Source organism: Paeniglutamicibacter cryotolerans (genome assembly GCF_014190875.1).
Lineage (GTDB): Bacteria > Actinomycetota > Actinomycetes > Actinomycetales > Micrococcaceae > Paeniglutamicibacter > Paeniglutamicibacter cryotolerans.
This window is the reverse complement of sequence record NZ_JACHVS010000001.1, coordinates 416,900-441,507: the sequence shown is the minus strand read 5'-3', so window position 1 is coordinate 441,507 and position 24,608 is coordinate 416,900. Positions and strand designations below refer to the sequence as shown.

21 protein-coding genes, 1 tRNA gene and 1 pseudogene are annotated in these 24,608 nt (G+C 67.2%); 15 read left to right on the top strand and 8 right to left on the bottom strand.

All coding sequences use genetic code 11. From position 1 onward, the window contains the following. Positions 1–30: 30 nt before the first annotated feature. A complete protein-coding gene (locus tag E9229_RS02200; RefSeq protein WP_183509631.1) occupies positions 31–984 on the bottom strand; it encodes a metallophosphoesterase in 954 nt (317 codons plus the stop codon). A 4-nt stretch (positions 985–988) separates the two neighbouring features. Continuing rightward, entirely contained in the window at positions 989–3,358 is a 2,370-nt protein-coding gene (locus E9229_RS02195) for a transglycosylase domain-containing protein (protein WP_246380312.1), read from the bottom strand. Between the two features lie 37 nt (positions 3,359–3,395). Between E9229_RS02195 and E9229_RS02190 the strand changes: the two genes are divergently transcribed. From E9229_RS02190 to E9229_RS02180, 3 genes are all read left to right on the top strand, one after another. Beyond that, entirely contained in the window at positions 3,396–3,551 is a 156-nt protein-coding gene (locus E9229_RS02190; RefSeq protein WP_183509628.1) for a hypothetical protein, read from the top strand. 21 nt (positions 3,552–3,572) lie between these two features. Beyond that, entirely contained in the window at positions 3,573–4,049 is a 477-nt protein-coding gene (locus tag E9229_RS02185) for a RidA family protein (RefSeq protein ID WP_312855575.1), read from the top strand. A gap of 67 nt (positions 4,050–4,116) precedes the next feature. Then, a complete protein-coding gene (locus E9229_RS02180; RefSeq protein WP_183511816.1) occupies positions 4,117–5,022 on the top strand; it encodes an NUDIX hydrolase in 906 nt (301 codons plus the stop codon). Positions 5,023–5,128: 106 nt separating this feature from the next. Here the strand turns inward: E9229_RS02180 and E9229_RS02175 are convergent, their stop codons facing one another. Continuing rightward, on the bottom strand, positions 5,129–5,806 hold the full coding sequence (locus E9229_RS02175) for a Crp/Fnr family transcriptional regulator (RefSeq protein WP_183509625.1): 678 nt from the start codon (positions 5,804–5,806) through the stop codon (positions 5,129–5,131). A 250-nt stretch (positions 5,807–6,056) separates the two neighbouring features. Here E9229_RS02175 and E9229_RS02170 point away from each other — a divergent pair, with 250 nt between their 5' ends. The 4 genes from E9229_RS02170 (at position 6,057) to E9229_RS02155 (ending at position 12,122) form a co-directional block, all read left to right on the top strand. Next, positions 6,057–7,244, top strand: a complete 1,188-nt coding sequence (locus E9229_RS02170) for a MarP family serine protease (protein WP_183509624.1) — start codon at positions 6,057–6,059, stop codon at positions 7,242–7,244. A gap of 121 nt (positions 7,245–7,365) precedes the next feature. Continuing rightward, complete coding sequence (locus E9229_RS02165) at positions 7,366–8,676, top strand: alpha/beta hydrolase (protein WP_183509623.1); 1,311 nt, start codon at positions 7,366–7,368, stop codon at positions 8,674–8,676. Between the two features lie 28 nt (positions 8,677–8,704). Continuing rightward, the gene (locus tag E9229_RS02160; RefSeq protein ID WP_183509621.1) at positions 8,705–11,254 is read left to right on the top strand and encodes a DUF2156 domain-containing protein; all 2,550 of its coding nucleotides are present in this window, start codon (positions 8,705–8,707) and stop codon (positions 11,252–11,254) included. 133 nt (positions 11,255–11,387) lie between these two features. After that, entirely contained in the window at positions 11,388–12,122 is a 735-nt protein-coding gene (locus E9229_RS02155) for a phosphatase PAP2 family protein (protein ID WP_183509620.1), read from the top strand. 662 nt (positions 12,123–12,784) lie between these two features. Here the strand turns inward: E9229_RS02155 and aroQ are convergent. Together aroQ and acs are read right to left on the bottom strand one after the other, a co-directional pair. Further along, complete coding sequence (aroQ, locus tag E9229_RS02150; RefSeq protein WP_183509618.1) at positions 12,785–13,234, bottom strand: type II 3-dehydroquinate dehydratase; 450 nt, start codon at positions 13,232–13,234, stop codon at positions 12,785–12,787. Between the two features lie 128 nt (positions 13,235–13,362). Further along, positions 13,363–15,348 carry an acetate--CoA ligase gene (acs, locus tag E9229_RS02145; protein ID WP_183509617.1) on the bottom strand — a complete coding sequence of 662 codons (1,986 nt, stop codon included), beginning with the start codon at positions 15,346–15,348 and terminating at the stop codon, positions 13,363–13,365. Between the two features lie 293 nt (positions 15,349–15,641). Between acs and E9229_RS02140 the strand changes: the two genes are divergently transcribed. The 3 genes from E9229_RS02140 to E9229_RS02130 are packed head-to-tail and all read left to right on the top strand — an operon-like array spanning position 15,642 to position 18,575. Then, the gene (locus E9229_RS02140; RefSeq protein WP_183509616.1) at positions 15,642–17,060 is read left to right on the top strand and encodes a hypothetical protein; all 1,419 of its coding nucleotides are present in this window, start codon (positions 15,642–15,644) and stop codon (positions 17,058–17,060) included. Further along, positions 17,053–17,838: an endonuclease III gene (nth, locus tag E9229_RS02135; protein WP_407671316.1), complete on the top strand. Its 786-nt coding sequence runs from the start codon at positions 17,053–17,055 to the stop codon at positions 17,836–17,838. Before E9229_RS02140 ends, nth begins: the two co-directional genes overlap by 8 nt. Continuing rightward, on the top strand, positions 17,835–18,575 hold the full coding sequence (locus E9229_RS02130; protein WP_183509613.1) for an NUDIX hydrolase: 741 nt from the start codon (positions 17,835–17,837) through the stop codon (positions 18,573–18,575). The genes nth and E9229_RS02130 overlap by 4 nt, the downstream gene beginning before the upstream one ends. A 43-nt stretch (positions 18,576–18,618) precedes the next feature. Here E9229_RS02130 and E9229_RS02125 read toward each other — a convergent pair whose 3' ends face one another. Continuing rightward, complete coding sequence (locus E9229_RS02125; RefSeq protein WP_312855573.1) at positions 18,619–18,852, bottom strand: hypothetical protein; 234 nt, start codon at positions 18,850–18,852, stop codon at positions 18,619–18,621. Positions 18,853–18,884: 32 nt separating this feature from the next. Beyond that, positions 18,885–20,591 carry a bifunctional 3'-5' exonuclease/DNA polymerase gene (locus E9229_RS02120; RefSeq protein ID WP_183509612.1) on the bottom strand — a complete coding sequence of 569 codons (1,707 nt, stop codon included), beginning with the start codon at positions 20,589–20,591 and terminating at the stop codon, positions 18,885–18,887. A gap of 207 nt (positions 20,592–20,798) precedes the next feature. Between E9229_RS02120 and E9229_RS02115 the strand changes: the two genes are divergently transcribed. Both E9229_RS02115 and E9229_RS19965 read left to right on the top strand, forming a co-directional pair. Then, positions 20,799–21,989: a hypothetical protein gene (locus E9229_RS02115; protein WP_183509611.1), complete on the top strand. Its 1,191-nt coding sequence runs from the start codon at positions 20,799–20,801 to the stop codon at positions 21,987–21,989. Further along, positions 21,986–22,978: pseudogene (locus E9229_RS19965) on the top strand (CpaF family protein); the annotation flags it as partial. The gene E9229_RS02115 and the pseudogene E9229_RS19965, both read left to right, overlap by 4 nt. Here the strand turns inward: E9229_RS19965 and E9229_RS02105 are convergent. Further along, a tRNA-OTHER gene (locus E9229_RS02105) sits at positions 22,941–23,061 on the bottom strand. The pseudogene E9229_RS19965 and the gene E9229_RS02105 sit on opposite strands and share 38 nt — an antisense overlap. On the opposite strand from E9229_RS02105, the gene E9229_RS02100 reads away from it, so the two are divergent. From E9229_RS02100 to E9229_RS02090, 3 genes are read left to right on the top strand one after another with little or no spacing between them, the layout of a single operon-like run. Further along, a complete protein-coding gene (locus E9229_RS02100) occupies positions 23,015–23,197 on the top strand; it encodes a hypothetical protein (protein ID WP_183509609.1) in 183 nt (60 codons plus the stop codon). The genes E9229_RS02105 and E9229_RS02100 overlap by 47 nt on opposite strands. Further along, positions 23,185–23,940 carry a type II secretion system F family protein gene (locus E9229_RS02095; RefSeq protein WP_183509608.1) on the top strand — a complete coding sequence of 252 codons (756 nt, stop codon included), beginning with the start codon at positions 23,185–23,187 and terminating at the stop codon, positions 23,938–23,940. The genes E9229_RS02100 and E9229_RS02095 overlap by 13 nt, the downstream gene beginning before the upstream one ends. After that, entirely contained in the window at positions 23,937–24,488 is a 552-nt protein-coding gene (locus E9229_RS02090) for a type II secretion system F family protein (RefSeq protein WP_183509607.1), read from the top strand. Before E9229_RS02095 ends, E9229_RS02090 begins: the two co-directional genes overlap by 4 nt. The last annotated feature ends 120 nt before the right edge of the window (positions 24,489–24,608 follow it).

Sequence of the window (24,608 nt, the reverse complement as noted above, 5' to 3'; positions counted from 1 at the left end):
GCTTAATCTACGGCAAGGGGTTGGGAATGTTCAATCGCCTGCCGTGAGTGTGACCAGAATGGCCTCGGGTTTGCAGGCGATGCGGATCGGGGCGAAGCGGGAGGTGCCGATGCCGGCGGAGACGTTCAGCGGCACGGAGATGCCGCGGTACTCCCACCAGCTCAGCCCGCGGGCCCGCCAGGTCGGCAGGTCGCAGTTCGTGACCAGCGCACCGTATCCCGGGATGCAGACCTGGCCGCCGTGGGTGTGCCCGGCAAAGATGACCTGCGCCCCGTTGCCGGCGAAGTAGTCCAGGGTCCGCTGATAGGGGGCATGGGCGAGAGCGATGCGCAGGTGCGGTGCATTGGCCGAGGAAGCGGAACCGCCGGGCCAGCCGGAAAAGCGGTCGAGGTTCAGGTGCGGGTCGTCCACGCCGCTGAAGTCAAGGCGGATTCCTTTGACCGGAAGCGACTGGCTGCGGTTGGTGAGGTTGATCCACCCGGCCGCGCCGAAGGCCTCGTGCATCTGGGGCCAGGGCAGAGCATCGGCGGGCGAATGCCGCGACGGATGGCGGCGTTTTCTCAGGTAGCTGAACGGGTTCTTCGGACGGGCTGCGAAATAGCAGTTGGAGCCCGGCACGAAGGCGCCCGGGAAAGCCATCAGCGGACCCAGAGCGTCGAGCAGCGGGGCGAGCCCGCTGGCATGGCTGAGGTTGTCCCCGGTGTTGATGACCAGGTCCGGTTCGAGCTCGGCCAGCGAATGCAGCCAGCGGCGCTTGAGCTCCTGTTGGGGCAGCATATGGATGTCCGAGAGGTGCAGGATCCGCAGGTCGGGGGAGCCCGGCGGCAGCAGTGCCAGGGTTTCGGTGCGAAGCTCGAACTTGTTGCGTTCGGCCAGTCCGTAACCGACCACCGCCGCGGCACCGGCGGTGCCGGCAGCGGCGGTCAGGAGAGCGGCGCGGGCCGTGCGACCCAGGCCATGCAATAACGCCGAACCGGCGCCCATCGTGCTAGTTACCCTTCGAGGGTGCGCCGGTACCGGGCTTGGAGTTCGAGCCCTTGCCGTTGTCCTGCGACTGACCGGTGTTCTTGACCGGGGGGGATGGCGGGCGGTTTCCGCGGGTCTTGTCCGAGGGCTTCGCCTGGGCCCGGTCCTTCGCCTGGCTGTTGTCCTTCGCCTGGCTGTTGTCGTTCGATGTGCTGTCGGCCTTGGCCTTGGCCTTGGCAGGGTCCGGTTTCGGGGCCTGCCGCGGTGCCGCATCTGGGGAAGCGAACTTTTTTGAGGGGTACAGGTTCACGATGGGACGCATGTAGTTGACCCACAGTGGACCGGCGAAGGTGTGGGAGTCGACCCATGCCCTGGAGACGCCGTTGATCGGGGTGTTGAAGGTGTTCTTCTGCTGGTCCTTGTCCCAACGCCCAACCCAGGCGGCGGTAGCCATGCCCGTGGTGTAACCCACGAACCAGGTCGAGTTTGCGCCGTTGTTGGTACCGGTCTTGCCGGCGATCGGTGCGTTGATGGCGCCGCGGACGATCTTCTCCTTGGCGATCTTCGTCATCGTGCCGTTCATGTTGGCAACGACGCGCGGGTCGACTTCCTGCCGGCAGGTGACCGGCTTGACCTTGAAGGAATTACCCTCCGAGTCGACGACCGACTCGATGGCCCGGTTCTCGCAGAACTCCCCGTCGTTGGCGAAGGCAGCAAACGCGGTGGCCTGCGCCAACGGGGTGATGAGTGCCGAACCGATCAGGAACGAGGGGTTTTTCGCGGAGATCGGCTGGCCGTAGTTCGAGACCTCGCCGGTCTTCGGATCGATGTTGTTGCCGTTGTCCATCACACCCAGGCGGGTAGTGGCATTAGTGATGTCGCAGAGGTCGAGCTGGGAAGCCTCGGCGATGGTTGCGGTGTTCACGGAGTTGAGCAGGCCGTAGTCGACGGTCATTGAACCCGGGTACTTCACGGCGTTTGCAGGCCTCCAGGGCGAGCCCACTTTGGTCGAGCCGCCCGGAAGGCAGCTGGCCTTCCACTGGTAGGAGGTGGACCAGGTGCGCACCGGGGTCTGGATCTTGTCCCACATGTGGTGGCCGGCCTCGAGCCAGGCCAAGGTCGTGTACGGCTTCATGGTCGAGCCGCCCTGGAATCCGCCGGCACCGCCCATGGACCGGTCGACGGCGAAGTTGTAAGTCGTGTTGCGCCGGCCCGGATCCAGCGAGTAGTCCTTGTTCTGGCCCATCGCCAGGATGTTGCCGCTGCCCGGTTCAACGGTGACGATCGCCGCACCGATGTTGGAGGAGTCGTTGGCTGGAATCATGTTGCGGGTTTCGCGCTCAGCCTGCTTCTGCAGGCGCGGATCCAGCGTGGTGGTGATCTTCAGGCCACCGCGGTAGAGCAGGTTCTCGCGGTCCTTGACGGTCTTGCCGTAGGTCGCGTCGGAGAGGACCAGCTTGGTGACGTAGTCGCAGAAGTAGCCCGCCGAATCGGCGGCGATGCAGCCGGACTTCGTTTCGCTTGGCTTGAGCCCGAGCTGGGTCTTGACGGCCTTGTCGTATTGCTTCTGGGTAATCGCGTTTGTCTTGAGCATGGCAGCCAGGACGGTGTTGCGACGCTTGAGGCTCGTCTTGGGATTGGTGATCGGGTTGTAGACGTTGGGCAGCTGAACCATGCCGGCGAGCATCGCCGACTGCTGGATGTTCAGGTCCTTGGCGTCAACCGAGTAGAAGCGCTGGGCAGCGGCCTGGATGCCGTAGTTGCGCCCGGAGAAGAGCACCAGGTTCAGGTAGCCGGCCAGGATCTGGTCCTTGGTCATTTCCTTCTCGATGGAGAGGGCGTACTTCACCTCGCGCAGCTTTGCCGCGTAGTCTTTGCCGTCGGTGCCGGAGATCGTCCGGTCTGCCTTGTTGACACCGTTGATTTCATCGGCGTTCAGCAGCAGGTTGTTCACGTACTGCTGGGTCAGCGTCGAGGCGCCCTGGCGCGAGGATGAGGTGATGTTGTTGACCGTGGCGCGGGTAATGCCGCGCAGGTCGACGCCGTTGTGCTCGTAGAAGCGCTCGTCCTCGATGGAGACGATCGCCTTGCGCATCGCGGGAGAGATCTGTTTCAGCGGGACCGGGGTGCGGTTCTCCGCGTAGAAGGTGGCGATCGTCGAACCGTCCTTCGCCAGGATCTTGGAGGGCTCGGAGATCCGTTCGCCCTTCAGATCCGACGGAAGGGCATCAAAGACCTCGACTCCGACCGACGCCGTGCTTCCGGCCAAGGAGGCGATGGGAACCATCAGCCCCGCCGTAAGCACGCCACAGAGAGCGCTCACCCCGAAGAAGGCAATTACCTTGCCCAGGGTGGTAGCCGTATTAAAAAAGGGGGACTTTCTAGCTGCCATGCCTAACAGTTTACTTGGAACGGCTAACGTATCGGTTATGACCAAATGGGAGTACGCGACTTTACCGCTCATCATTCACGCAACGAAGGCGATTCTGGACCAGTGGGGTGACGACGGCTGGGAGCTGGTCGCCGTCGTTCCCGGTCCGAATGGCAACGCACCCGTTGCCTACCTCAAGCGTCCCAAGGCCTAGCGCCGGAAAATGGAGAATACCGTGTCAACACAAGGAACCTCGGCAGTAGAAGCACGCCTCGCCGAGCTCGGCATCGAGCTGCCGGCCGTCGCGGCCCCGGTCGCCGCCTACGTCCCGGCCGTCGTGAGCGGCAACCACGTTTACACCTCGGGCCAGCTCCCCTTTATTAAGGGCGAACTCCCAGCAACGGGAAAGGTCGGCGCGCAGGTCGATGCCGACGCCGCCAAGGAGCTGGCGCAGGTCTGCATCGTCAATGCCCTGGCCGCCGTCAAGGCGGTCATCGGCGACCTCGACCGCATTACCCGCATCGTGAAGGTCGTGGGCTTCGTGGCCTCCGATCCGACCTTCTCCGGCCAGCCCGGCGTCATCAACGGCGCCTCCGAGCTGCTGGTCAAGGTCCTGGGCGATGCCGGCGTCCACGCCCGCTCCGCCGTCGGCGTCGCCGTGCTGCCGCTTGACGCCCCGGTCGAGGTTGAACTGATTGCCGAGTTCAAGTAACCCCGGGCTCCCCGGGAACGGCGTCGACCCAGCAGCCGGCGCCGTTCCCGACCGTCCATCCACCGGCCTGCTACGCCGGCTTTTCCCGCTTCCGCCGACCCAATACGATGCGGCGGAATCATGGGTTGCCTTCGGGGCACGCACGCCACGGGCCGCGCGCCGTGCCTCCTCGGTGGTGCTGATCCGCGACAGCGCCGCGGGCGTGGAAACCTATCTCGGCTATCGGCCCGGAGGTTCCCCGCTGGGCAGCATCGCCTTCCCCGGCGGAAGCATCGAGGCGACGGACGAGGACGAGGTCCCCTGGTTCGGTCCCAGCCTTTCGGAATGGGCTGCACGGCTCGGAATCCTCGACCACCGGCTGGTGCGGGCGCACATCGTTTGCGCCATCCGCGAACTTTTCGAAGAGACCGGCGTGTTGCTCGCCGGACACGATGTGCTCTCCGTCGTGGAGAACTGTTCGTCCGAGGATTGGATGGCAGCCCGCGAGGCCGTCGCCGGCCAGGACAAGGCCTTCGAATCGGTGCTCTCCAAGCGCGGGCTCGGGCTGCGCACCGACCTGCTGCGCCCGCTCTCGCACTGGGTCTCGCCGGGCTTTGCCCATCGGCGTTTCGATACCTGGTATTTCGCAGCGGCGATGCCGCTGCGCCAGACGCCCAGCCTGCTGCGCGGCAAGGGAATCTGGGCAGGCTGGATGCCGGCTGCGCAGGTCATTGCCGAACGTGGCGCCACCGCGCTGGGCGACGAGGCGGGTGCACAAGACACCATCGGACTTCCTTTGAGCCTGGTGACCACCCCGGCAGTGGAGGTCATCCTGGAGAAGATCGCCTCCACGCGCGGCACGGTGGCCTACCTGTCGGTCAAGCGCGAGCTCAAGAGCTACCACCCGGAACTGGTGGCCCAAGGTGGGCACTACTTCCTGGACATCACCACCAGCACGGCCACCGAAGGTGGCGGCAGGGCCCGCGGGCGCTAGCCGTTCGGACCCCGGTCGGCCCCGCCCTCCGTACAGACGACGATGGCGCCGTTGCTTCCCCGCACAGGGGGAGCAACGGCGCCATCGTCGTTCGTGGATCCAGTGGCTAGCGCGAGCGCTGGCGCAAGCGCTGGATGTCCAGAATGACCACGGCACGGGCCTCGAGACGCAACCAGCCGCGCTGCACGAACTCGGCCAGGGCCTTGTTCACGGTCTCGCGGGAAGCGCCGACCAGTTGGGCCAGCTCTTCCTGGGTCAGCTCGTGGGCTACCAGGATGCCGTCGGTCGCCGGCCGACCGAAGCGGTCTGCCAGGTCCAGCAGGGCCTTGGCAACACGGCCCGGTACATCGGAGAACACCAGGTCGGCCAGCGACTCGTTGGTCCTACGCAGGCGGGAGGCCAGAGCCTGGAGCAGCTGCACGGAAACCTCGGGGCTGGTCATGATGACCTTGCGGAGGTTTTCGTGGCGCAGGCCAGCCAGACGCGTTTCCGAAACGGCTGTTGCCGTCGCGTTGCGCGGGCTCGGGTCGAACAGGGCCATCTCGCCGAACAGTTCGCCCGGGCCCAGCACTGCGATCAGGTTTTCACGGCCGTCGGCCGAGGTGCGGCCGAGCTTGATCTTGCCGGAAACGATGAAGTAGAGCTGGTCGCCCTGATCGCCTTCGCGGAAGACCGAAGCACCGCGGGAGAGGTCGACCTCGGTGAGTTCCTCGGTGAGTGCGGCGAATACCTCGTCGCCCAGTGATGCGAAGAGGGGTGCTCGACGCAATACCTCGATGTCCATGAATTCTCCTGTCAAGTTTCGTTGGCGCTCATCTTATTGTGCCGTAGTCGGTGGCGATGTGACACCTTCCACACCCCGTTTGGCGCTAAATGTGGTTAGCATCGCGGACATCGAGCTGCCGAAGCCGACGTATGCCACACTGCAGCGGACCAGTGCCGCCCTGAACTAGAATCTATTAGGGTAAGGGCACCGGGTCGATTTATCCCCCGCGTGCGTTGGTGCAACACCGGTCGCAGTGGGGAGTCGAGGCGTGCTCTTTGGATTCACCTGGTTGGACCTGTTGCTGCTGATCTCGCTGGCGGGGTTCCTGGTTTCCGGCCTGCGCAAGGGTTTTTTCGTGACGCTGGGGGCCATCGCCGGCTTCGTTGCCGGCGGCACCGCCGCCTTCTTCGCCATCCCGCTGGTGTCCACCTGGGTCGCTTCGCCCGGGTGGCGGCTGTTCTGGGTCATTGCCTCCGCCATCGTGCTGATCCTCATCGGACAGGGCATCGGGGCCGCCATCGGACGGCGCATCCGCCTGTGGCTTAATCTTCCGGCGCTGCGCACCTTCGATCGGATTCTAGGTGGCGTGGCGAATACCGTGGTGGCATCGCTGGTCATCTCGGCTATCGCCTACTCCGTCTCGACCATGGGAATGCCCTTCATCTCCCAACAGATTGCCTCCTCCCAGGTCCTGGGGACAATCAAGAAACTCACTCCCGAACCCGTCGAATCCTTCATCGCCCAGGCCCGCTCCATCGTCATGGGCGACACCATCCCCGAGCTTTTTGAACCCTTCGCGCCCACGTCTAACGCGCCGGCGCCCGGCGAGGTCCTCCTCGGAGGCGCGATTGAACGGGCCGCGGCCTCGGTCGTGAAAATCACCGGCACCGCGTTAGCCTGTGGCGTGAATCAGTCCGGATCAGGTTTCGTGGCGGCCAATGACCGGGTATTGACCAACGCGCACGTGGTCTCCGGGATCGACGACCCGGTGGTCAACACCCAGGACGGGAGGGCGCTTCCCGCCACCGTGGTGTATTTCGACGAAGTGGCCGACACCGCGGTCCTGACCGTTCCCGGGCTATCGCTGGCGCCGCTGGACCTGGGCAGGGATCTGGCCCCGGGCGACGACGCAACCTTCATGGGATTCCCCGCGGGCGGTCCGTTCAAGGCGCAGGGAGCGGTGGTGGAGTCGCTGCGCAGCGTCATGGTGCAGGACATCCACGGGCAACACCCCTCGCTGTTGAAGATCTACCAGTTGGCTGCCGCAGTCCACCAGGGCAACTCCGGGGGGCCCCTGCTGGATGCTCAAGGCAAGGTGGTCGGCATGGTTTTCGCCAAGGCCAAGGGCGAGGCCAAGGTCGGCTATGCGCTGTCGCTGCAGGAGATCGCACCGGTCGTGGTTCAGGCGGGCAGCCGGGTCAGCGGAGTGGACACCGGCGCATGTTCCGCGCACTGAGCCCATCCGGTGAGATGGCTGTGTATTGACCGGAAACGAGCCGTAGGCGCACCCTACGGCAAATTCCGGTGATCGGCGTGTAGCATGGCCGCCTACTGATGCCGAAATAGAAAGAAATCTCATGAATCCGCTCATCAAGATCAGTCTCGTGGGCGGCTGGCTGCCCACAACCGTATGGGTCCTGGGCCTTGCCTCGCTGATCTTTCTGATCCTGCGCCTTCGGCGCGGATGGGCACTGCGGGTCCTGATCAGCGCGGTCCTCTCGGCCGTCCTGGTCTTCGGCATCCACTGGTTGCTGGTTTACGCGTTCAGCCTGCTGGGCGAACCGATGCCCAACTCGGTCATTGCCTGGGCCGGGCTGGGGATCTTTGCGGTGCTGATCGGTGGATGGGCCATGAAGGGCTCCAAGACCCTGCGCCGGGCGTTGACCCCGATAGCAGTGGTCTGCGCACTGCTGCTCTGCGGACTCCAGATCAACGCGTATTTCGGACAATACGTAAACCTCGGCACGCTGCTGGGCGCCAGCGACGTCAACCTGCCGACGCTTCCTTCCCAGTACGCCAAGGGGATGCAGAGTTCCGCGGCTCCCGCCGGGCAACCGGCAGTGACTCGGTGGAGAGCCCCTGCCGGTCTGCCCTCCCGAGGCAAGCTCTTCCAGGCCCAGATACCGGGAACCAGCTCGGGATTCCATGCCCGCGCGGCCATCGTCTACCTACCGCCGGCCTACGAAGCCGCACACCGTCCGCTGCTTCCGGTCCTCGTGCTGGTGGCAGGCCAGCCCGGCGGCCCGCAACGTTGGGTGGATGCCGGGGACCTGGCGCCGATCATGAACGCATTTGCCAAGGACCACGACGGGCTGGCCCCGGTGACCGTGGTCGTCGATGCCACCGGAAGCACTTCGGCGAACACCATGTGCATGGATAGTAAGATCGCCCAGGCCGGAACGTACCTCTCCAAGGACGTCCCTGCCTGGATCAAGGCGAACTTGAATGTGCAACCAGATAATAGCCGCTGGGCCTTCGGCGGGTTCTCCTTCGGAGGCACCTGCGCCATCCAGATGGGCACGATGTACCCGCGGACCTACCCGAACATCATTGATCTCTCCGGGCAGCTGGAACCGGAAATCTCGGCCAACAAGTCCACGACGATCAACGCATCCTTCGGGTCGGACACGGCCGGATTCGAAGCGGTGTTGCCGATGACGCTGCTGCAGGAAAAGACCTACCCGCACAGTGCCGCTTATTTTTCCGTCGGTGTCAACGACAGCCACTACGGGCCGGACATGGCCGTGATGGCAGCGGCGGCGAAGGCCTCCGGGATGCACGTCAAAGACGTTCAGGTGCCGGGTAAGGCGCATTCCTGGTCTTCGGCAAGGATCGGTCTGAGGGGCGGACTGGACTTCCTGGCCAAGCGCCTGGGTCTGGTCCCATAGCGTGGCGGCAGTGAAAGGGCTATGGCAGATGCTCGCCGGCTCACGCTCCGGAGCAGTGCATTGGCGCCGGGCCCCCGTCACAGCGATCCTGCTGGCCGTCTACTGGGCGACCGGTATCCTGACCCATGCCGTTGAGGGCAGGTCGGCCGTGGCCTTGCGCCACCACCTCATGTTTTCTTCCGCACAACCTGGCGGAAACTGGCTTGCTCTGCTCCAACACTTGTTCTGGGCCGGCAGTTTCGCCGGCTATGTGGTGGGTACGGTCCTGTTGGCGCTCGTGGGTTACGCCGTGGAACGGCGGATGGGATCGCTGCGCTACTTGGTGGCAGTGCTGGTGACCCAACTGGTCGGGGCGTTCAGCGCCGTTGGATTCGTCCTGCTGATCCGCGGTTCGATGCCCGACTGGTCCCGGGTGCTTGCGGCCGATGCCCGGGTGGGCATTTCGGTGCTGGTGTGCGGGGTCGCGATGGCCGGAACCGCAGGTATGCAGGTGCTATGGCGGCGCCGGATACGCCTCGGGCTGCTGGCCTTCGTGCTGGTCACGGTGTTCTATGGCGGATCGCTCGGCGCGGTGATGCGGCTGGGCGCGGTGTTGGCCGGTCTGCTGATCGGCGTGCTGCTGCTGGGCCGGGCACCGCGACGGTTCCGCCTCATGATCTCCCGCCGCGAGGGCCGGGTCCTGGTCGCAGTGGTACTGATGGCCACGGCCATCGGCCCGGTCTTTGCCGCGATGTCTCCTGACGCGGTCGGCCCGTTGGGAGTGCTTCGTTATCTGAGCACCAATATCCTCGATGTCGATCCGGCCACCCTGTCCTACCTGTGCTCGCATCCCGCCGACGTCAATGAGTGTGCCGCCGCGCAATTGCAGCAGCGCGCCGGTCTCAGCGCCGTCTTCACCGCGATCCTACCTTCGATCCTGCTGGTGGTGCTCTCCGACGGGCTGCGCCGTGGACGACGCTTCGCGTGGTGGGGAGCGCTGGTGGTGCAGGGCGGAATCACCGCGCTCACCGTCATCTACATCCTGGGTGTCGTGGTGCCGGCCTGGGTGCCGCACACCGGCCTGCTCGAGGGTCTGGGAGACTACGATTTCACCAGCTACCGGCAGGCCAAGGCCGTGGTCATGCCACTGCTGGTTCCGGCAGGGGTCTTCATTATGCTGCTGGCCACCCGGAGGCTGTTCACCGTCCAGGCGCCTCCGCACACCTACCTGCTCCTGGCCCGCAAGGTCGTGTTGTCCGGCGCTGGGATCTCCGTGGTTTACCTGGGCGCCGGCTGGGTGCTGCGCGAAGGATTCAGCCCGGTTCCCGGCATCGCGCAATTATTCGCTTCCCTGCCCGACCGCTTCCTGCCCGTGGTCTATGCCCTGGATATCGGTCCCGACTATGTTCCGCAGTCGGTGCCGGCGGTCATCCTCTACGAGGGCGTCGGCATAGTGTTCTGGACGATGACCAGCATCTGGCTCCTGTCCACGTTCCTGCGCCCGGGCCATGCCGGGCACGGCGGGGACCGCGACCGGGCGCGCGGAATGCTGATCTCCGGCAGCGGGGGACACCTGTCCTGGATGAGCACCTGGGACGGGAACTCCTATTGGTTCAGTCCCGAGGGCACCGGGTTCGTTGCCTACCGGGTCATTGCGGGTGTGGCGCTGACCAGTGCGGATCCGGTGGCACCCGCGGCCGAAATGCGTTCCACCGTAGACGGTTTCATCGCCCATTGCGGGGTCAATGGCTGGACCCCGTGCTTCTACTCGGTGACCGCACGAGTGCTGGAGGCAGCTTCCGACTACGGCTGGAGCCATGTCAAGGTGGCCGAGGAGACCGTGTTGCCGCTGGGTTCGCTGGTCTTTGCCGGGAAGAAGTTCCAGGACATCCGCACCGCCCTGAACAAGGCCGAGAAGGCCGGGATCCAAGCGCAGTGGGGAAGCTACATGCATCAGCCCTTGGCAGTCCGTGAGCAGATCCACGAGATCTCCGAGGAGTGGGTAGCCGAGCAGGAAATGCCCGAGATGGGATTCACCCTCGGAGGGCTGGCGGAATTGGCCGATCCCGAAGTCAGGCTACTGATCGCCTTGGACCGGGACGGGACGTTACACGGCCTGACTTCCTGGATGCCGGTGTATGCGCAGGGGGAGGTTACGGGATGGACGCTGGATTTCATGCGTCGGCGCCGCGACGGTTTCAGACCCACCATGGAGTTCCTGATCGCCTCCGCCGCCCTGGGGTTCCAGTCCCAAGGTTATGCGTTCGCCAGCCTGTCCGGGGCTCCGCTGGCATCGGCCGTGCCGGTCGGGGAAGTCAGCCAGGGGGCCCCGGGCCGCGATGTCGTGCTGGAGCGGCTGCTGGAATGGTTGGGAGATACCTTGGAACCCGTATACGGGTTCCGCTCGCTGCTGGCATTCAAAGCGAAATTCGCACCGCAGTATGTGCCGATGTACATGTTGTACCCGGATTCGGCGTCCCTGCCGGCTATCGGCAGCGCCGTGACCCGGGCTTATCTGGGCGAGGTCTCGGTCGGGCAGTCAATGGGCGTCCTGCGTAAGCTGATGCGCCGCCGGGAGCGCGCCGATTCCGGCGCCTGATGCCACCTCCTCCGCACGCTGCGGGGCCTTGCCAACCGTCCCGACTGACACCCAGGATTCTTCCAGTTGAATCCCATCTGACGATGTCAAAGTATGATGTCCTCGTTTTTCGATCCAGCGCTTGGGAGCGTCCATGACCACTTTAATGACCCGTCCGCGCCCGGGCCTGCATCGGGGCTTCGCCGCCTGGTGGCTGGCCCCCATCGGGATCGTGCTGTTCGCCGCCGCACTGCTGCTCGGCATCGTGGCCAAGGGAGCGGGTCCGCTGGCCCCGGAACTCGGCGTGGATATCGCCCTGAGCCACGAACGCAATCCACTGCTGAATGCCCTGGCCCTGTGCATCAACGCGGCCTTGAGCCCGGTGGGCGGGGCGCTGATCCTGGCCGTGCTGTGTTGTGCGGTGGCCTTCCTCCTGCGTCGTCCGCTCCAGGCGCTGGCCTTCGGTTCCACTGCCAGCATCGGCTGGCTCAGTGCCGAAATCGGCAAATTCGGGGTGTCGCGGATACGTCCCCCGGGCGACGCCACCCGGGCACTGATCCTCGAATCCGGTGCTGACAGTTTTCCCAGCGGGCACACCGCCTTTGCCGTTGCCATTGTCTGGGCGATCGTGGCGGTGTCGGCCACTGCGGGCCGTCGCCGCTGGATCCTGCTCGGGTTAGGGTCGGTCTTCGTGGCGGTGGTCGGATGCTCCCGGCTCTACCTGGGCGTGCACTACCCCTCCGACGTCATCGGTGCGATCCTCGTGTCTTCCGCCGGAGTGCTGCTCTGGATGCCGATCTGGGGCCGATTGCTCGAGCCCCGGCTGGCCGAACTGGGCCTGATCCGAAAGCTGTCGGGCCCGACGGGCAAGGAACCCGCCGGGGTCTGAAACGACCGCTCGACGCCATCGCACCGGATGCGGCCTGCTCCCGGACCATTGTCCGGAAACGGGTGTAGCCTACTCGCCTGGTGCGGACCATGAACCGGGTAGCGGCCGGAGGTAGGTCGGGAACCAGTCTAATTCGGAGCCGTGGGCCAGCGGTCCCCCGTTGAGCGCCAGCGTGAACGGATCGTATTGAGCCGAGGCGCTGGTGTCTGGGCCCCCTTCCCCGAAGAAGGACTCGTTGGAGACCCATCGGCCTGCAGCCTGGCCGTGGTAGCGGCGAGGCGTACCTTCTCTGCCGGAGCCAAGGACGCCAGGGCCGCGGTATGGAACAGGGCAGCGGGTGCTGTCTGGCGCGGTGCAGGCCTCGTCCCCGTGCCAGAGCCGGAAATCCACGAAACCGCCGCAGCATGCAGGAAACCCCCGGCTGCCGAACGGCGGCGAAAACCAGTTTCCGTCAGGAGCCGGAGCCCTGCATCGAGGAGACGAGGTCACGCCGCGCCCGAACGCCCGAGGCACCGCGCACCCATGACTGCTCCACCGTGCCGTGCCCGGCGGTTCGATCCCGGGCCGCCGGGCAGCGGGCTGCGCTCTGCACGGTGATGGCGGGGACTTGGGGCCCGCACCGATCCCGCATCGCTTCGTACGCTCGCGCAAACGGCGCTCGCCTAGACGCCCAGGTACGCCAGCTGCTCGATGGCCAAGCGGTACCCGTTGACCCCTGCACCGATCACGACCGAGGTGGCGACGGCCGAGACGAAGGAGTGGTGGCGGAATTCCTCGCGCCGGTGCACGTTGGAGATGTGGACCTCGATGACGGGCAGCTCCACCCCGGACAGGGCATCGGCGATGGCGATCGAGGTATGGGTCAGCGCGCCGGGATTGATCACGATCCCGGCGATGGTGCCGCGAGCGGCATGGATTGCATCGATCAGCACGCCCTCGTGGTTGGATTGCAGGAATTCCAGCCCGTAGCCGGCCGCGGCTGCCGCATCGCGGCAGAGCGCTTCTACATCGGCCAACGTGTCGTGGCCGTAGATCTCCGGCTCGCGGGTCCCGAGCAGGTTCAGGTTCGGTCCGTTCAGGACCAGCAGGATGCGGGGGGGATCAACAGTCATGGTTCAACTAAAACACAACGGCGCCCCTCGGTGCCCGAATGTAACGGCCCGGTCCGGGAGCCCCTTTCCGATCAAGGGGTTCCGGGACCGGGCCGGCCGTGAGGCACGCGGAGTCGCCGCAGGCAGGGCTACTTGCGCATCGACTCGACGATCTGGGCCATCACCGTGTTGTCGGCCAGCGTCGTGGCGTCGCCGACCTCGCGGCCCTCGGCCACGTCCTTGAGCAGACGGCGCATGATCTTGCCCGAACGGGTCTTGGGCAGCTCCTGGACCACCAGGATGGTGCGCGGCTTGGCAATCGGGCCGATCTCCTTGCCGACGTGGGCGCGCAGCACCTCAACCGGGTCCACGCCTGCTTCGGGTTCAATCTGCAGGATCACGAACGCGACAACGGCCTCGCCGGTGGTCTCGTCCTTCGCGCCGACCACTGCCGCCTCGGCAACCAGCGGGTGGGCAACCAGCGAGGATTCGATCTCGGTGGTGGACAGGCGGTGCCCGGATACGTTCATCACGTCATCGACGCGGCCCAGCAGCCAGATGTCCCCTTCCTCGTCGCGCTTGGCGCCGTCGCCGGCGAAGTACATGCCCTCGAAACGTGACCAGTAGGTCTCCCGGTAGCGGTCCATGTCACCCCAAATGCCGCGCAGCATACCCGGCCACGGCTCGCGGACGACCAGGTAGCCGCCCTCGCCATTGGCAACCGAGACGCCGGCCTCGTCGACCACGTCCACGACGATGCCGGGGACCGGAACCTGGGCCGAACCCGGCTTGGTCACTGTCAAGCCGGGCAGCGGGGCGATCATGTGCGCGCCGGTCTCGGTCTGCCACCAGGTGTCCACGATCGGGGCCGGGTGCTCCTTGCGCTCGCCGTTTTTGCCGGCGTTGGTCCCGATCACGTCGCGGTACCACATCCACGCCTCGGGGTTGATGGATTCGCCGACGGAACCGAGCACGCGCAGCGAGGAGAGGTCGAAGGAATCCGGGATGGAGCGTCCCCACTTCATGAACGTGCGGATCGCCGTGGGCGCCGTGTACAGGATGGTGACCCCGTACTTCTGAACGATCTCCCACCAGCGGCCCTGATGGGGAGTGTCCGGGGTTCCCTCGTACATCACCTGGGTGGCGCCGTTGATCAGCGGGGCATAGGTGACGTACGAGTGGCCGGTGACCCAGCCGATGTCGGCGGTGCACCAGAACACGTCGGTTTCCGGGTGCAGGTCGAAGGTGTCGCGGTGGGTGACAGCGCCCTGGACCAGGTAGCCGCCCGTGGTGTGCACGATCCCCTTGGGCTTGCCGGTGGTACCGGAGGTGTAGAGCACGAACAGCGGGTGCTCGGAATCGTGGGCGACCGCCGTGTGCTCGGTGTCAGCTGTCTCGACGACATCGGACCACCACTTGTCCAGGCCCTCGGTCCATTGAACGTCCTGGCCGTTGCGCTTGACCACGAGCACGTTCTGAACGCTGTGGCCCGGTGCCGCCAGCGCCGCGTCGACCGCCGGCTTCAGTGCCGAGGGCTTGTTGCGGCGGTAGGTGCCGTCCGCCGTGACCACGAGCTTGGCCTGTGCGTCGTCGATGCGCGAGCGCAGCGCGTCCGCGGAGAAGCCGCCGAAGACCACCGAATGGATGGCGCCGATGCGGGCGCAGGCCAGCATGGTGATGACGGCTTCGGGGATCATCGGCAGGTAGACGGCGACGCGGTCGCCCTTGGCCACGCCGAGGGACTCGAACGCGTTGGCCGCCTGCTTCACCGCGGTGGTGAGCTGGGCGTAGGTATAGCTGCGGGTGTCGCCCGGCTCGCCCTCGAAATGGATGGCCACGCGCTCGCCGAGTCCGTTTTCGACGTGGCGGTCCAGGGCGTTGTACGCGGCGTTGAGCTTGCCGCCGACAAACCAGTTCGCCACCGGCGCGGCGGACCAGTCGAGCGTTTGCGTGAAATCGGTGTCCCAGGTCAACACGGAACGGGCCTGGCCGGCCCAGTAGCCCAGGCGGTCGGCGGCCGCGGCATCGTAGCGGTCCTGCTTCGCTATGGCATGGGCGGCGAATTCGGCGCTGGGCGCGAACTTGCGTGACTCGTGCGAGAGGTTATCGAGTGTGGGGGTGTGGCTTTCCGACACGGGGGTGTTTCCCTTCCAACGGCAATGTTTTCCTGTGAGTCAGATTACATCGAATTGGGGACGCCTCGTGTCGATGATCACGGGACGCGGGGTCCGGGGGTGGCAGAAATGCGGTGAACGGTTGGGCGTTGGGCGCTTGGTGCGGGCATCGCGTTGACGGGGCCAACGACGTTGAGGGGCACGTCACCGGGGTGGTGCATATCCACCGGTGGCGGGGCACAGATAGGCTGAAGGCGTAGTTAACTGTCTGGCCCCGGAACCCTCCGGGGACGCGGAAAGGAACAGGGCGGATCATGAACAACAGCAGCGTCGAATCAACCGAGGGCGTCGCCAAGGCGATACTGGGCCCGCTGACCCTGCGTGACACGCTCGCGGCCGCAGGGGCGCTGCTCATCCTGATCGGGTCGCTGATCCCGATCCTGATGGTCGGCGGCTACTTCTCCAACCTGTGGATGCTGCCGGGCGGGTTCTTCTACCCGCTCATCACCCTGGTGCTGCCGATCGTGCTGGGCGGGGCCTTCGCCTGGCGCCGCTTCGCCGGACGCACGTCGCTGCGCGTCGGCTCCCAGACACTGGACCAGATCGGCTCGGTCATCGGGATGCTGGGTACCGGCTACTTCTTCTTCGCCGTGGTCGCCACGTTTACCCCGGCCTTCCTGGTGGCGCTGATCGGCTCGCTGGCACTGCTGACCGCCACGACGCTTGCACCGTTCATCAAGCCGTTCGCCGCCGACTTCGCCCCGGGGCAGGGACACCTGCTCACCCGCGATGTCCTCCGGACGGCTGCCGCAGCAACCGAAACCGCCGCTGCCACTGTGCCTGCTGCCGAGGCAGCACCGTCCCCGCAGGAAGAAGCGACTCCGGTGGCACCGGTGGCCGAGGCCGAGGTGGTTGGGTTCGCGCCCGAGCCGGCGCCCGAGGTGGCTGCCGTGGTGGCAGTGCTCCCGGTGGCCGATGTCATGGTGGGAGAAGTGGTTCCGACCGGCCTGCACGTCGAGGACGACGCGGAACTGGCGGACATCGTCGACGCGCCGGAACCGGGCAACATCATGGCGCCGAACCCGGCCATCGCCCGAGCAGCTGCGGCCGCTGCCGCTGCATCGGTCGCTGCTGCGGAGGACCCGAAGCCGGTGGCCCGGTACGAATGGCCGTCGGCGACTGCCAGCGCGGCGAAGCCGGTCGAAACCGAGGTCGATGCCGAGGCGGCACCCGAGGCCGCCGCCCCGGCGGAGCCGGAAACGGTCACTGAACCCGAGCCCGGGTCGCTCGTCGGGGAACCCATGGAGGAACCCATCGAGGAACCCGCCGAGACCGCGGCAGCGCCCGTTGACGAGGTCATCGAGGCCCCCGTACAGGCGCCGGGCGATGAGGCCCCCGCGACATCCGCCCACCCGATCGCCTCCGCTCCGGCACCCACGGCCGCGTTCTCCCGCATCGAACTGGAAGAGAAGCTGGAGCAGGCCCCGGTGGTGGCGCAGGAGCCCGAGGCGTTCGGTGCCACGCACCCCGGGGATGCCCGTCCGCAGGCGTTCTGGTTCGCCGTGCTGGAGACCCGGACCGTATACAACGAGGCCACGGGCGCACCGGCGTTCGAGATCCACCCCGGTGGCTGGGTGCTGGCGCTCGAGGACCGCGGACATGAATTCGTCGTCCAGGATGCAGACGGGAAGCTCGGCGTGCTGCGCGAGCTGAATGACATCGAACGTGGCTAACGGCGAAACCGAGCTCGGGCTCAAACGCCGGGCCCGGAAGATCAACCGGGCGTTGGGGCAGGCCTACCCGTACGCAGTGCCGGAGCTGGACTTCAACAACCCCTTCGAGCTGGTCGTCGCCACCGTACTCTCGGCGCAGACCACCGACGTGCGGGTCAACTCGATCACCCCTGCGCTCTTCGCCGCCTACCCGGATGCCCGGGCGATGAGCGAGGCCTCGGCCCTGGAACTGCAGGAGATCATCAGGCCCACCGGTTTCTACCGGGCCAAGGCCGATAACCTGATCGCCCTCTCCCGGCGCCTGGCCGACGAATACGATGGCGAGGTTCCGGGACGGCTCGAGGACCTGGTGACGTTGGCAGGTGTCGGACGCAAGACGGCAAACGTGGTCCTGGGCAACGCCTTCGGCGTCCCGGGCATCACCGTGGACACGCACTTCCTGCGCTTGTCGCGGCGCTTGGGCTGGACAGGCGAAACGGACCCGGTGAAGGTCGAACATGCGGTCGGTGAACTTTTCGAGAAGCGCGACTGGACCATGCTCTCGCACCACGTGGTCTTCCATGGTCGGCGGGTCTGCCACGCGCGCAACCCCGCTTGCGGGGCCTGCCCGATCGCCACGCTCTGCCCCTCCTACGGCGAGGGTGAAACCGATCCGCTGAAGGCAGCCAAGCTGCTCAAGTACGAGATGGCGCCCGGCCGCGAGGAACTGCATGCGCTGATGCTGGCCGGGGAGACCCGGGCCCAGCTCCGGATGCGCGGATACGGACTCGAGGCATGAGTGCGCGCGATCAGCTGTTGGCGGTCATCGCCCGCCACGGCGTCGGGAAGGCAGCGGGCGACGCGGCAGCGGTCAGCATCAGCTCGGCCACCACGGCCGTGGTGACGAAGATGCCCGAAACCTGGGTTTTCAACTCGATGGACCATGCCCTGGCCCGGCCCGCCGCAGTGCTGATCCTCTTCGGTCGGCTCGATGAGGTGCCCGCTGCAAATCCGGCACCCACCGTGCCCAGCGATCTGGACGTTTTGTTCGTCCAACGCGCCGACACGCTGCGCAAGCACCCGGGGCAGATCGCCTTCCCGGGCGGCAAGATCGATGACACCGATGCCAGCCCCTCCGCCGCCGCCTTGCGCGAGGCGGTCGAGGAGACCGGGCTGGATCCCGACGGCGTGCAGCTGCTGGGCGTGCTGCCCGACGCCGAACTGCCGGTCACGAACTTCTTGGTCACCCCGGTGATCGGCTGGTGGGCCCGAGAGTCGGAGGTCTTCGCCGTGGACCCGGGCGAATCTTCCACCGTTTTCCGCACGCCGGTAGCCGACCTGTTGGATCCGGCCAACCGGGTTTCCGCCGTCGTGGAACGCGACGGGCAGCGTTTTTCCTCCCCGGCGTTCGCCGTTGCCGGCGGTTTCATCTGGGGCTTCACCGCCATAGTGCTGGACCGGCTATTCAACGACCTGGGCTGGACGCTGCCCTGGGATGCCACCATCGAGCGCAAGATCGGCTTCACGCGGCCCTGAAGCGTGCGTTCCCGCCCCGCGGGCCGTCATACGTTTCGACCGCTCAGACTCTGCTGCCCGGTTCCGCGGCGAGCTGCACAGCGACATCCACGATCATGTCCTCCTGGCCCCCTACGTATCCGGCCTTGCCGATTTCCTCGAGGATCTTCCAGGCGGGTACGCCGTAGCGGTCGACTGCGCGTTCGGCATGGATCAGGAATGACGAGTAGACCCCGGCATGGCACTGCACATCGACGCCCGTCTCGATGTCCAACCGGTCGAAGGCGGCGGGGAGCACCTCGGCCGGCGAGTTACCGGCCCCGGCCGGGGCTATTTGGCGTCGGCATAGGATTTCACGATGGCGATGCCGACCGGGAAGTCCACCGGGACCGAGCCGAACAGCAGCTCGGCCGCTGCCCGCGCGCTCGCCTCGATGAGTTCGGCCGCCCGCTGCGCATGCTGTTCGGGTACGTGCAGCATGACCTCGTCGTGCAGGAACATCACCATCTGACCCAGGTCGGTGCCCTCGGCCTTCGCAGCGTTCAGAGCCCGGCGCAGTTCGCCGAGCCAGCACAGCGCCCATTCGGCCGCTGTGGACTGGACCACGAAGTTCCGGGTAAAGCGCCCGCGTGAACGCGCTGCCGCATCTGCAGCACGCTGGGCCTCGGCAGAATCGGCGCGCTGCGAGCGCTTCCAGTCGGCCGATGGCTCCGGTGATCCGCGACCCAGGAACGACGACACGGATCCTCCCGCCTCCCCGGTCCGCGCCGCGGCCTCCACCAGGGCCACAGCGTCGGGGAAGGTGCGAGCCAGCTGTGGCAGCAGCCGGCCGGATTCGCCGGTGGTCGCCCCATACATCGCACCGAGCATCGCAATCTTCGCATGTGCCCGGTCCCCGCCGAAGCCCAGGTCGGCGATGCCCTGATAGAGGTCACGGCCGCGGGCGGCATCAGCAAGCTTCGCGTCGCGGGCCAGCACCGCAAGGATCCGGGGCTCAAGCTGGGCGGCATCCGCGACGACCAGCACATGGCCGTCCTCGGCGCGGGCGGCGTCCCTGATGGTGTGCGGGATCTGCAGCGCGCCGCCGCCGCGCGAGGCCCAGCGACCGGTGACCACGCCGCCGACCACGTATTCGGGGCGGAAGCGCCCACCGGTGATCCACGCATCCACCCAGGCATAGCCGTTGGTGCTGGCCAGCCGCGAGAGCTTCTTGTAGCGCAGCAGCGGGGTGATGACCGGGTGTTTGAGCTCCTCCAGCTCCCATTGCCGGGTGCTGGTCGCCTCGATCCCGGCCCGGTGCAGCGCGCGCAGCAGTTCCTGCTGCGAATCGGGGTTCAGCGCCGGGGAGTTGAGCAGCGTGCGCAGTTCGGCGGCGAGCTCCTCCATTTTCGGCGGGCGGGTGCCCTCGGGGGTACGTGGACCGAGCTCGGACTCCAGCTGGGCATGGTGTACATCGGCATCCCAGGGCACACCGTTCGCGCCCATCTCCGCCGCTATCAAAGCACCTGCCGATTCGGCCGCGAGCAGCAGCCGCAGCCGGCGCCCGGGAAGCGTGTCCGGGACGGCGGCGCGCTGGTCGGCGAATTCCGCGAGCACCGATTCGAGCGAGCCGGCAGCGTCCTTGGGTTCGGCAAACAACTGTCCCTGGTGCTCGCTGACCCGGGGCGGGGGCAGCGCATGGGCCGGCGCCCCGGCCGGTTCCGGGGGAGTGGAGCGCAGCGCATTGACGTAGGGCGTGGCCAGCGCGGAGGCGCTGTTGCGCAGGATCATCCGGCACAGTGAGAGGTCCCAGACGCGTTCGATCACGCTCCCGGCGGCGAGCAGCTTCGGGTACCAATGCGCGGTGGAGTCCATGACCCAGCGTGGGGAATGGGCCTCCAGATCGGCGACCACGGCGGGCAGCTGGCCCTCGAAGACCAGCAGCGGTGGGCCGGCCGGTTCATCGTCGTTAAAGAGCTGGAGCACGGCAGAGGCCGCACCGGCCTCGGACTCGGGCTGGGAGGTGGAATGGGTGGCCAGGACGGCGTAGCGGGGCACCTGACCATTCTCGCAGTCCCGGACGCTGGCGGACGCTCACCGGGAACGCGCCACGGCAAACGATATCCACAGGGCTGCCCACCGACGGTTCGGCCCGCCACTGCGCGGGCCACACTGGTGCGCATGAGTGAAACCCGACGATTCGTAGCCAGTCCGGGCTCCCTGACCCGGCTCCGGCGGGCGGAGAGCAGGCACCAGGACCACAACGTGCAGGAACATGCCCGTCAGGAACCGGAGCGCCGGCCGGACCGCACTCGCTTTCCGGCGCTGGCGGCAGCAACGGCGAGGTTGGCCGAAGCCCCGCCGGTGGACGCGGTTCCCGCTGTCGGGCCGGAGTCCGCTGGGCCCGGGGAGTCCGATGCCGTCCGGGCTTTCGGGTGCCGGGCGGTGCTGGTGAGCACCGATGCGGTGTTGATCGATGCGGTGGCGCTGATTGCCGCCGCCGCAGGCATCGAATTGCTGGTCTCGGGCTCACCACCCGGCGAGCGCGAGGAGCCCGGCACGATCCTGTTGCTGGGGGCGGATCAGGCCGGGGCCCTGCGCACAGCAGGCCGAGGGCCTGGAACGGTGGTGCTGGTGGGGCACCCCGGGGCAACGGATGTCATGTGGCGCGCAGCAGCAGCACAGCCCGGGGCACGGGTTGCAGTACTTCCCGCTGCCGGGCCCTGGCTCGGTGAATACCTAGGCGAGCTCGGTGTACGCGCCGGGACCGGGCATGTTGTGGTGTTCGCCGGTACCAGCGGCGGGGTGGGAACAACCACCCTGGCTGTGCTCGCCGCCGCTGCCCGGACGCTGGCCGGAGACCGGGTACTGCTGGTGGACGGGGACGCATTGGGTGCCGGGCTGTGGCCACGGCTCAAACCAGCGGTGCCCGATGGCATCGGCTGGGAGGAGGTGCGGGGCAGCAGCGGGCGGCTCGCTCCGGCCCAGCTCGCCCAGATCCTCCCGCTTTCCCAGGGCACGGCCGTGCTGACCCGCACTGCCGCGGGCCTCGGCCGCAACGACCTGGCACTACTGCCCGAGGTCCTCGCAGCCGCCCGCCGGATCTTCGACGTAGTGGTGCTCGATGGCGGGCGCACGGCGGACCTGGATCCCGGGACCCTGGCCCTGTGCGATGTGGGCATCGCGGTGATCGGGGCCCGCCAGGGAGCGGTACCGGCGCTCCTGCCCGGGACCGGGACTCCGCACTGGAACGCCGTGGTGCTCGGGTCGCTGCAGCCCGGGAGCGATCCGCGCAAACTGGCAACGGCCTGCGGGCTGCCGCTGCTCGCCTACCTGCGGCGGCGCCGGGACATCGAACGCGCGGCAGCGGAGGGGCGGCTGATGAGCGTGTTGGCCCACCGCCGGCTGGCTGCAAGCCTGCGCCCCCTGGCCGTCCATGGATCGGCTGGCAGATGAGCGGCGGGCCACCGGGACGGCGGCGCTGGCAGGAACCGAACGCCGGCACACCGGAAGCCATCAACGAGCGGGTCCTCGCCGAGGTGCGCACCCGCGCACTGGCATCGGCCGGAAGCCTCTCCGGCGCCGACCTTGCCTCAGCCGTCCACGCATCGGGGCAGGTGGTTGGTTCCTCCAGTGCCGTGCGCATGGTCAGGGACCTTTCGGATTCGATGCTCGGGTTGGGTCCGCTGCAGTCCCTGGCCGATGTCCCCGGCACCACCGACGTGCTGGTCGATGCCCACGGGGAGGTATGGTGCGATGGCCCCGCGGGGCTGCGCAGCAGCGGGACCCGTTTCGAGACCCCGGCGGCCGTCCGCGAACTGGCAGTGCGGCTGATGGCTGCCGGGGGGCGCCGGCTCGATGACGCCGCACCTTTCGCCGACGTGGTGCTGGATCGCTACCGTATCCATGCCCTGCTGCCGCCGTTGTCCACCGGAGGCCCGTTGCTCTCCATCCGCATCCAAGACCCCGAGACCCGCACCCTGCACCAGCTCTTGGCCGATGCGCGCTGGAGGAAGGCCATGGAGGCGATCATCGGTGCCCGGATGAACTTCCTCATCTGTGGCGGCACCGGCAGCGGCAAGACCACGCTGCTCTCCGCGATGCTGCTGGCCGTCCCCGGGACCGAACGCATCATCGTGGTGGAGGACGCCTGTGAACTCACCCCGCCGCACCGGCACCTGATCGGGCTGCAGACCCGGCTGGGCAACGTCGAGGGTGCCGGCGTGGTCACCTTGGACATGCTCTTGCGCCAGGCGCTGCGCATGCGGCCGGACCGGCTGGTGGTCGGTGAGTGCCGGGGTCCGGAGGTGCGCGGGTTCCTCGGTGCCATGAACACCGGGCACGACGGTGCCGGCGGGACAGTGCACGCAAACTCCATCCACGCGCTCCCGGCCCGGCTGACTGCCATGGGAGCGCTCGCCGGACTCGAACCAGCAGCCACGGCGCTGCAGGCAACCAGCGCCCTTGACGTGCTCATCCATATGGAACGCCGGGGCCAGCACCGTGCCCCGGTCCAGCTGGGCCGGCTGCTGCCCGATGGCTCCGGTGCGATGCTCGTCGAAACGATAGCAACGCTCGATGACTCCGGGATGACACAGCCCGGTCCCGGCCTGTCCTGGTTTACCGACAGGCTGGAGGCGAAGGACCTGCCATGTCCGTGGTGATGGCGCTGCTGGCCGGGGCCCTGGCCGGAGTATCGCTGACGGTGCTTGGCCGGAACCCTCGGGCACTGCCCCGTAGCCCGGATCGGCACCGGAATCCGGTGGACCGACACGGCTCAATGCCGATACCGCGGCGGTGGCGCCCGGCCACCAGGAACGCAGCGACACCCGACGCCCACGTGCGCTTCACCCGCCAGCTAGCTGCCCTGCTGCGCTCGGGCAGCAGCCTGGACGGGTCCTTCGCCACGCTTGAAACGGTGTGGACCGGTACCGTTCCGCAGGATCACACGTCGGCTGACATAGCCGCAGCCTGCCGGCTGGCCCGGACCTCACGCACGCTGGGCCGTTCCCCGGGGACTGGCCTGAGCGCCCATGCCCGGGCCGCCGGAGCCTACGCCGGATACTGGTGGCGGCTTACCTGGTGCGTTTCACTCTCCGAAAGCAGCGGTGCCGCACTCGCCACGCTGCTCGAACACGTGGCAGATCAGCTGGAGGCGGCCGCCGACAGGGAACGCGCGCTGGACGTGGCGCTGGCCGGCCCCCGTTCTACCCGGAAGCTGCTGGGCTGGCTGCCTGTTGCCGGACTGGGCATGGCCCAGCTGGCCGGCGCCAACCCGGTCGGCGTGCTGGTTACCGACCCAGCAGGACGCCTGGCACTGGTGGCCGGCGCAGTGCTGTGGTCGGTCAACGCCTTCTGGGCAGCGAGGCTCCTGGCGGCGGCCCGTGGACGGATCGAGTACCCATGAGCACCACCACGCTGTCAGTGCTCGCTGCAGCCGCACTGCTGTACTCGGCACTGTGGGTGCTGTGGGTCCGACCGGCATCGTCAACCCGGCCCGCTGCGCCTCCGACCGGGGTCCCCCGGCTGCCGGGAGGCGCCGAGGAAAGCGGCGCGCTCGTGTTCGAGGTGTGCGCGACGCTGCTGGATAGCGGACTGCCGCTGCGCAACGTGCTGAACGTGCTCGGATCCGAGCTTCCCGGCTGCTCGGAGCTGTCCACCGTGGCCGTGGCGTTGGATTGCCAGGTGCCGTGGGCCGTTGCCTGGGAACAGGTCCCGGCCCGGCTACGGGGCCTGGGGGAGTCACTCTACTTCACCGAACTCACCGGTGCCCCGGCGGCGGCGATGCTGCGCGCCGGTGCCGCGGCAGCGAACCGGGAGATGTCCCGGGCCGCCGAGGAACGTGCGGCGGCCTTCGGTGTGCGGCTGGTGTTGCCGCTGGGATTGTGTGCGCTCCCGGCATTCATCTGCCTCGGCGTGGTGCCGCTGGTTATTTCGTTGCTACCCAGGGCCTGAATCGAACCGCAGTCAACTTCCCCCGCACAACCGGGTAGGCACGGGATGGTTTTCCGCAGTGCTGACTTCCCCGGTCCCGGCCAAGATGCCGGGACCGCACAGTTGAACCCGTGGAACGGA

Bases quoted from the DNA above. Each gene is read 5' to 3' on its own strand.
- E9229_RS02160 (WP_183509621.1), top strand. From the start codon at position 8,705: ATGCTCGCCGGCTCACGCTCCGGAGCAGTGCATTGGCGCCGGGCCCCC.
- E9229_RS02140 (WP_183509616.1), top strand. From the start codon at position 15,642: ATGAACAACAGCAGCGTCGAATCAACCGAGGGCGTCGCCAAGGCGATA.
- E9229_RS02200 (WP_183509631.1), bottom strand. From the start codon at position 984: ATGGGCGCCGGTTCGGCGTTATTGCATGGCCTGGGTCGCACGGCCCGC.
- aroQ (WP_183509618.1), bottom strand. From the start codon at position 13,234: ATGACTGTTGATCCCCCCCGCATCCTGCTGGTCCTGAACGGACCGAAC.
- E9229_RS02130 (WP_183509613.1), top strand. From the start codon at position 17,835: ATGAGTGCGCGCGATCAGCTGTTGGCGGTCATCGCCCGCCACGGCGTC.
- E9229_RS02175 (WP_183509625.1), bottom strand. From the start codon at position 5,806: ATGGACATCGAGGTATTGCGTCGAGCACCCCTCTTCGCATCACTGGGC.
- E9229_RS02195 (WP_246380312.1), bottom strand. From the start codon at position 3,358: ATGGCAGCTAGAAAGTCCCCCTTTTTTAATACGGCTACCACCCTGGGC.
- E9229_RS02095 (WP_183509608.1), top strand. From the start codon at position 23,185: ATGTCCGTGGTGATGGCGCTGCTGGCCGGGGCCCTGGCCGGAGTATCG.
- E9229_RS02155 (WP_183509620.1), top strand. From the start codon at position 11,388: ATGACCACTTTAATGACCCGTCCGCGCCCGGGCCTGCATCGGGGCTTC.
- E9229_RS02165 (WP_183509623.1), top strand. From the start codon at position 7,366: ATGAATCCGCTCATCAAGATCAGTCTCGTGGGCGGCTGGCTGCCCACA.
- E9229_RS02090 (WP_183509607.1), top strand. From the start codon at position 23,937: ATGAGCACCACCACGCTGTCAGTGCTCGCTGCAGCCGCACTGCTGTAC.
- E9229_RS02100 (WP_183509609.1), top strand. From the start codon at position 23,015: ATGGAACGCCGGGGCCAGCACCGTGCCCCGGTCCAGCTGGGCCGGCTG.
- E9229_RS02190 (WP_183509628.1), top strand. From the start codon at position 3,396: ATGACCAAATGGGAGTACGCGACTTTACCGCTCATCATTCACGCAACG.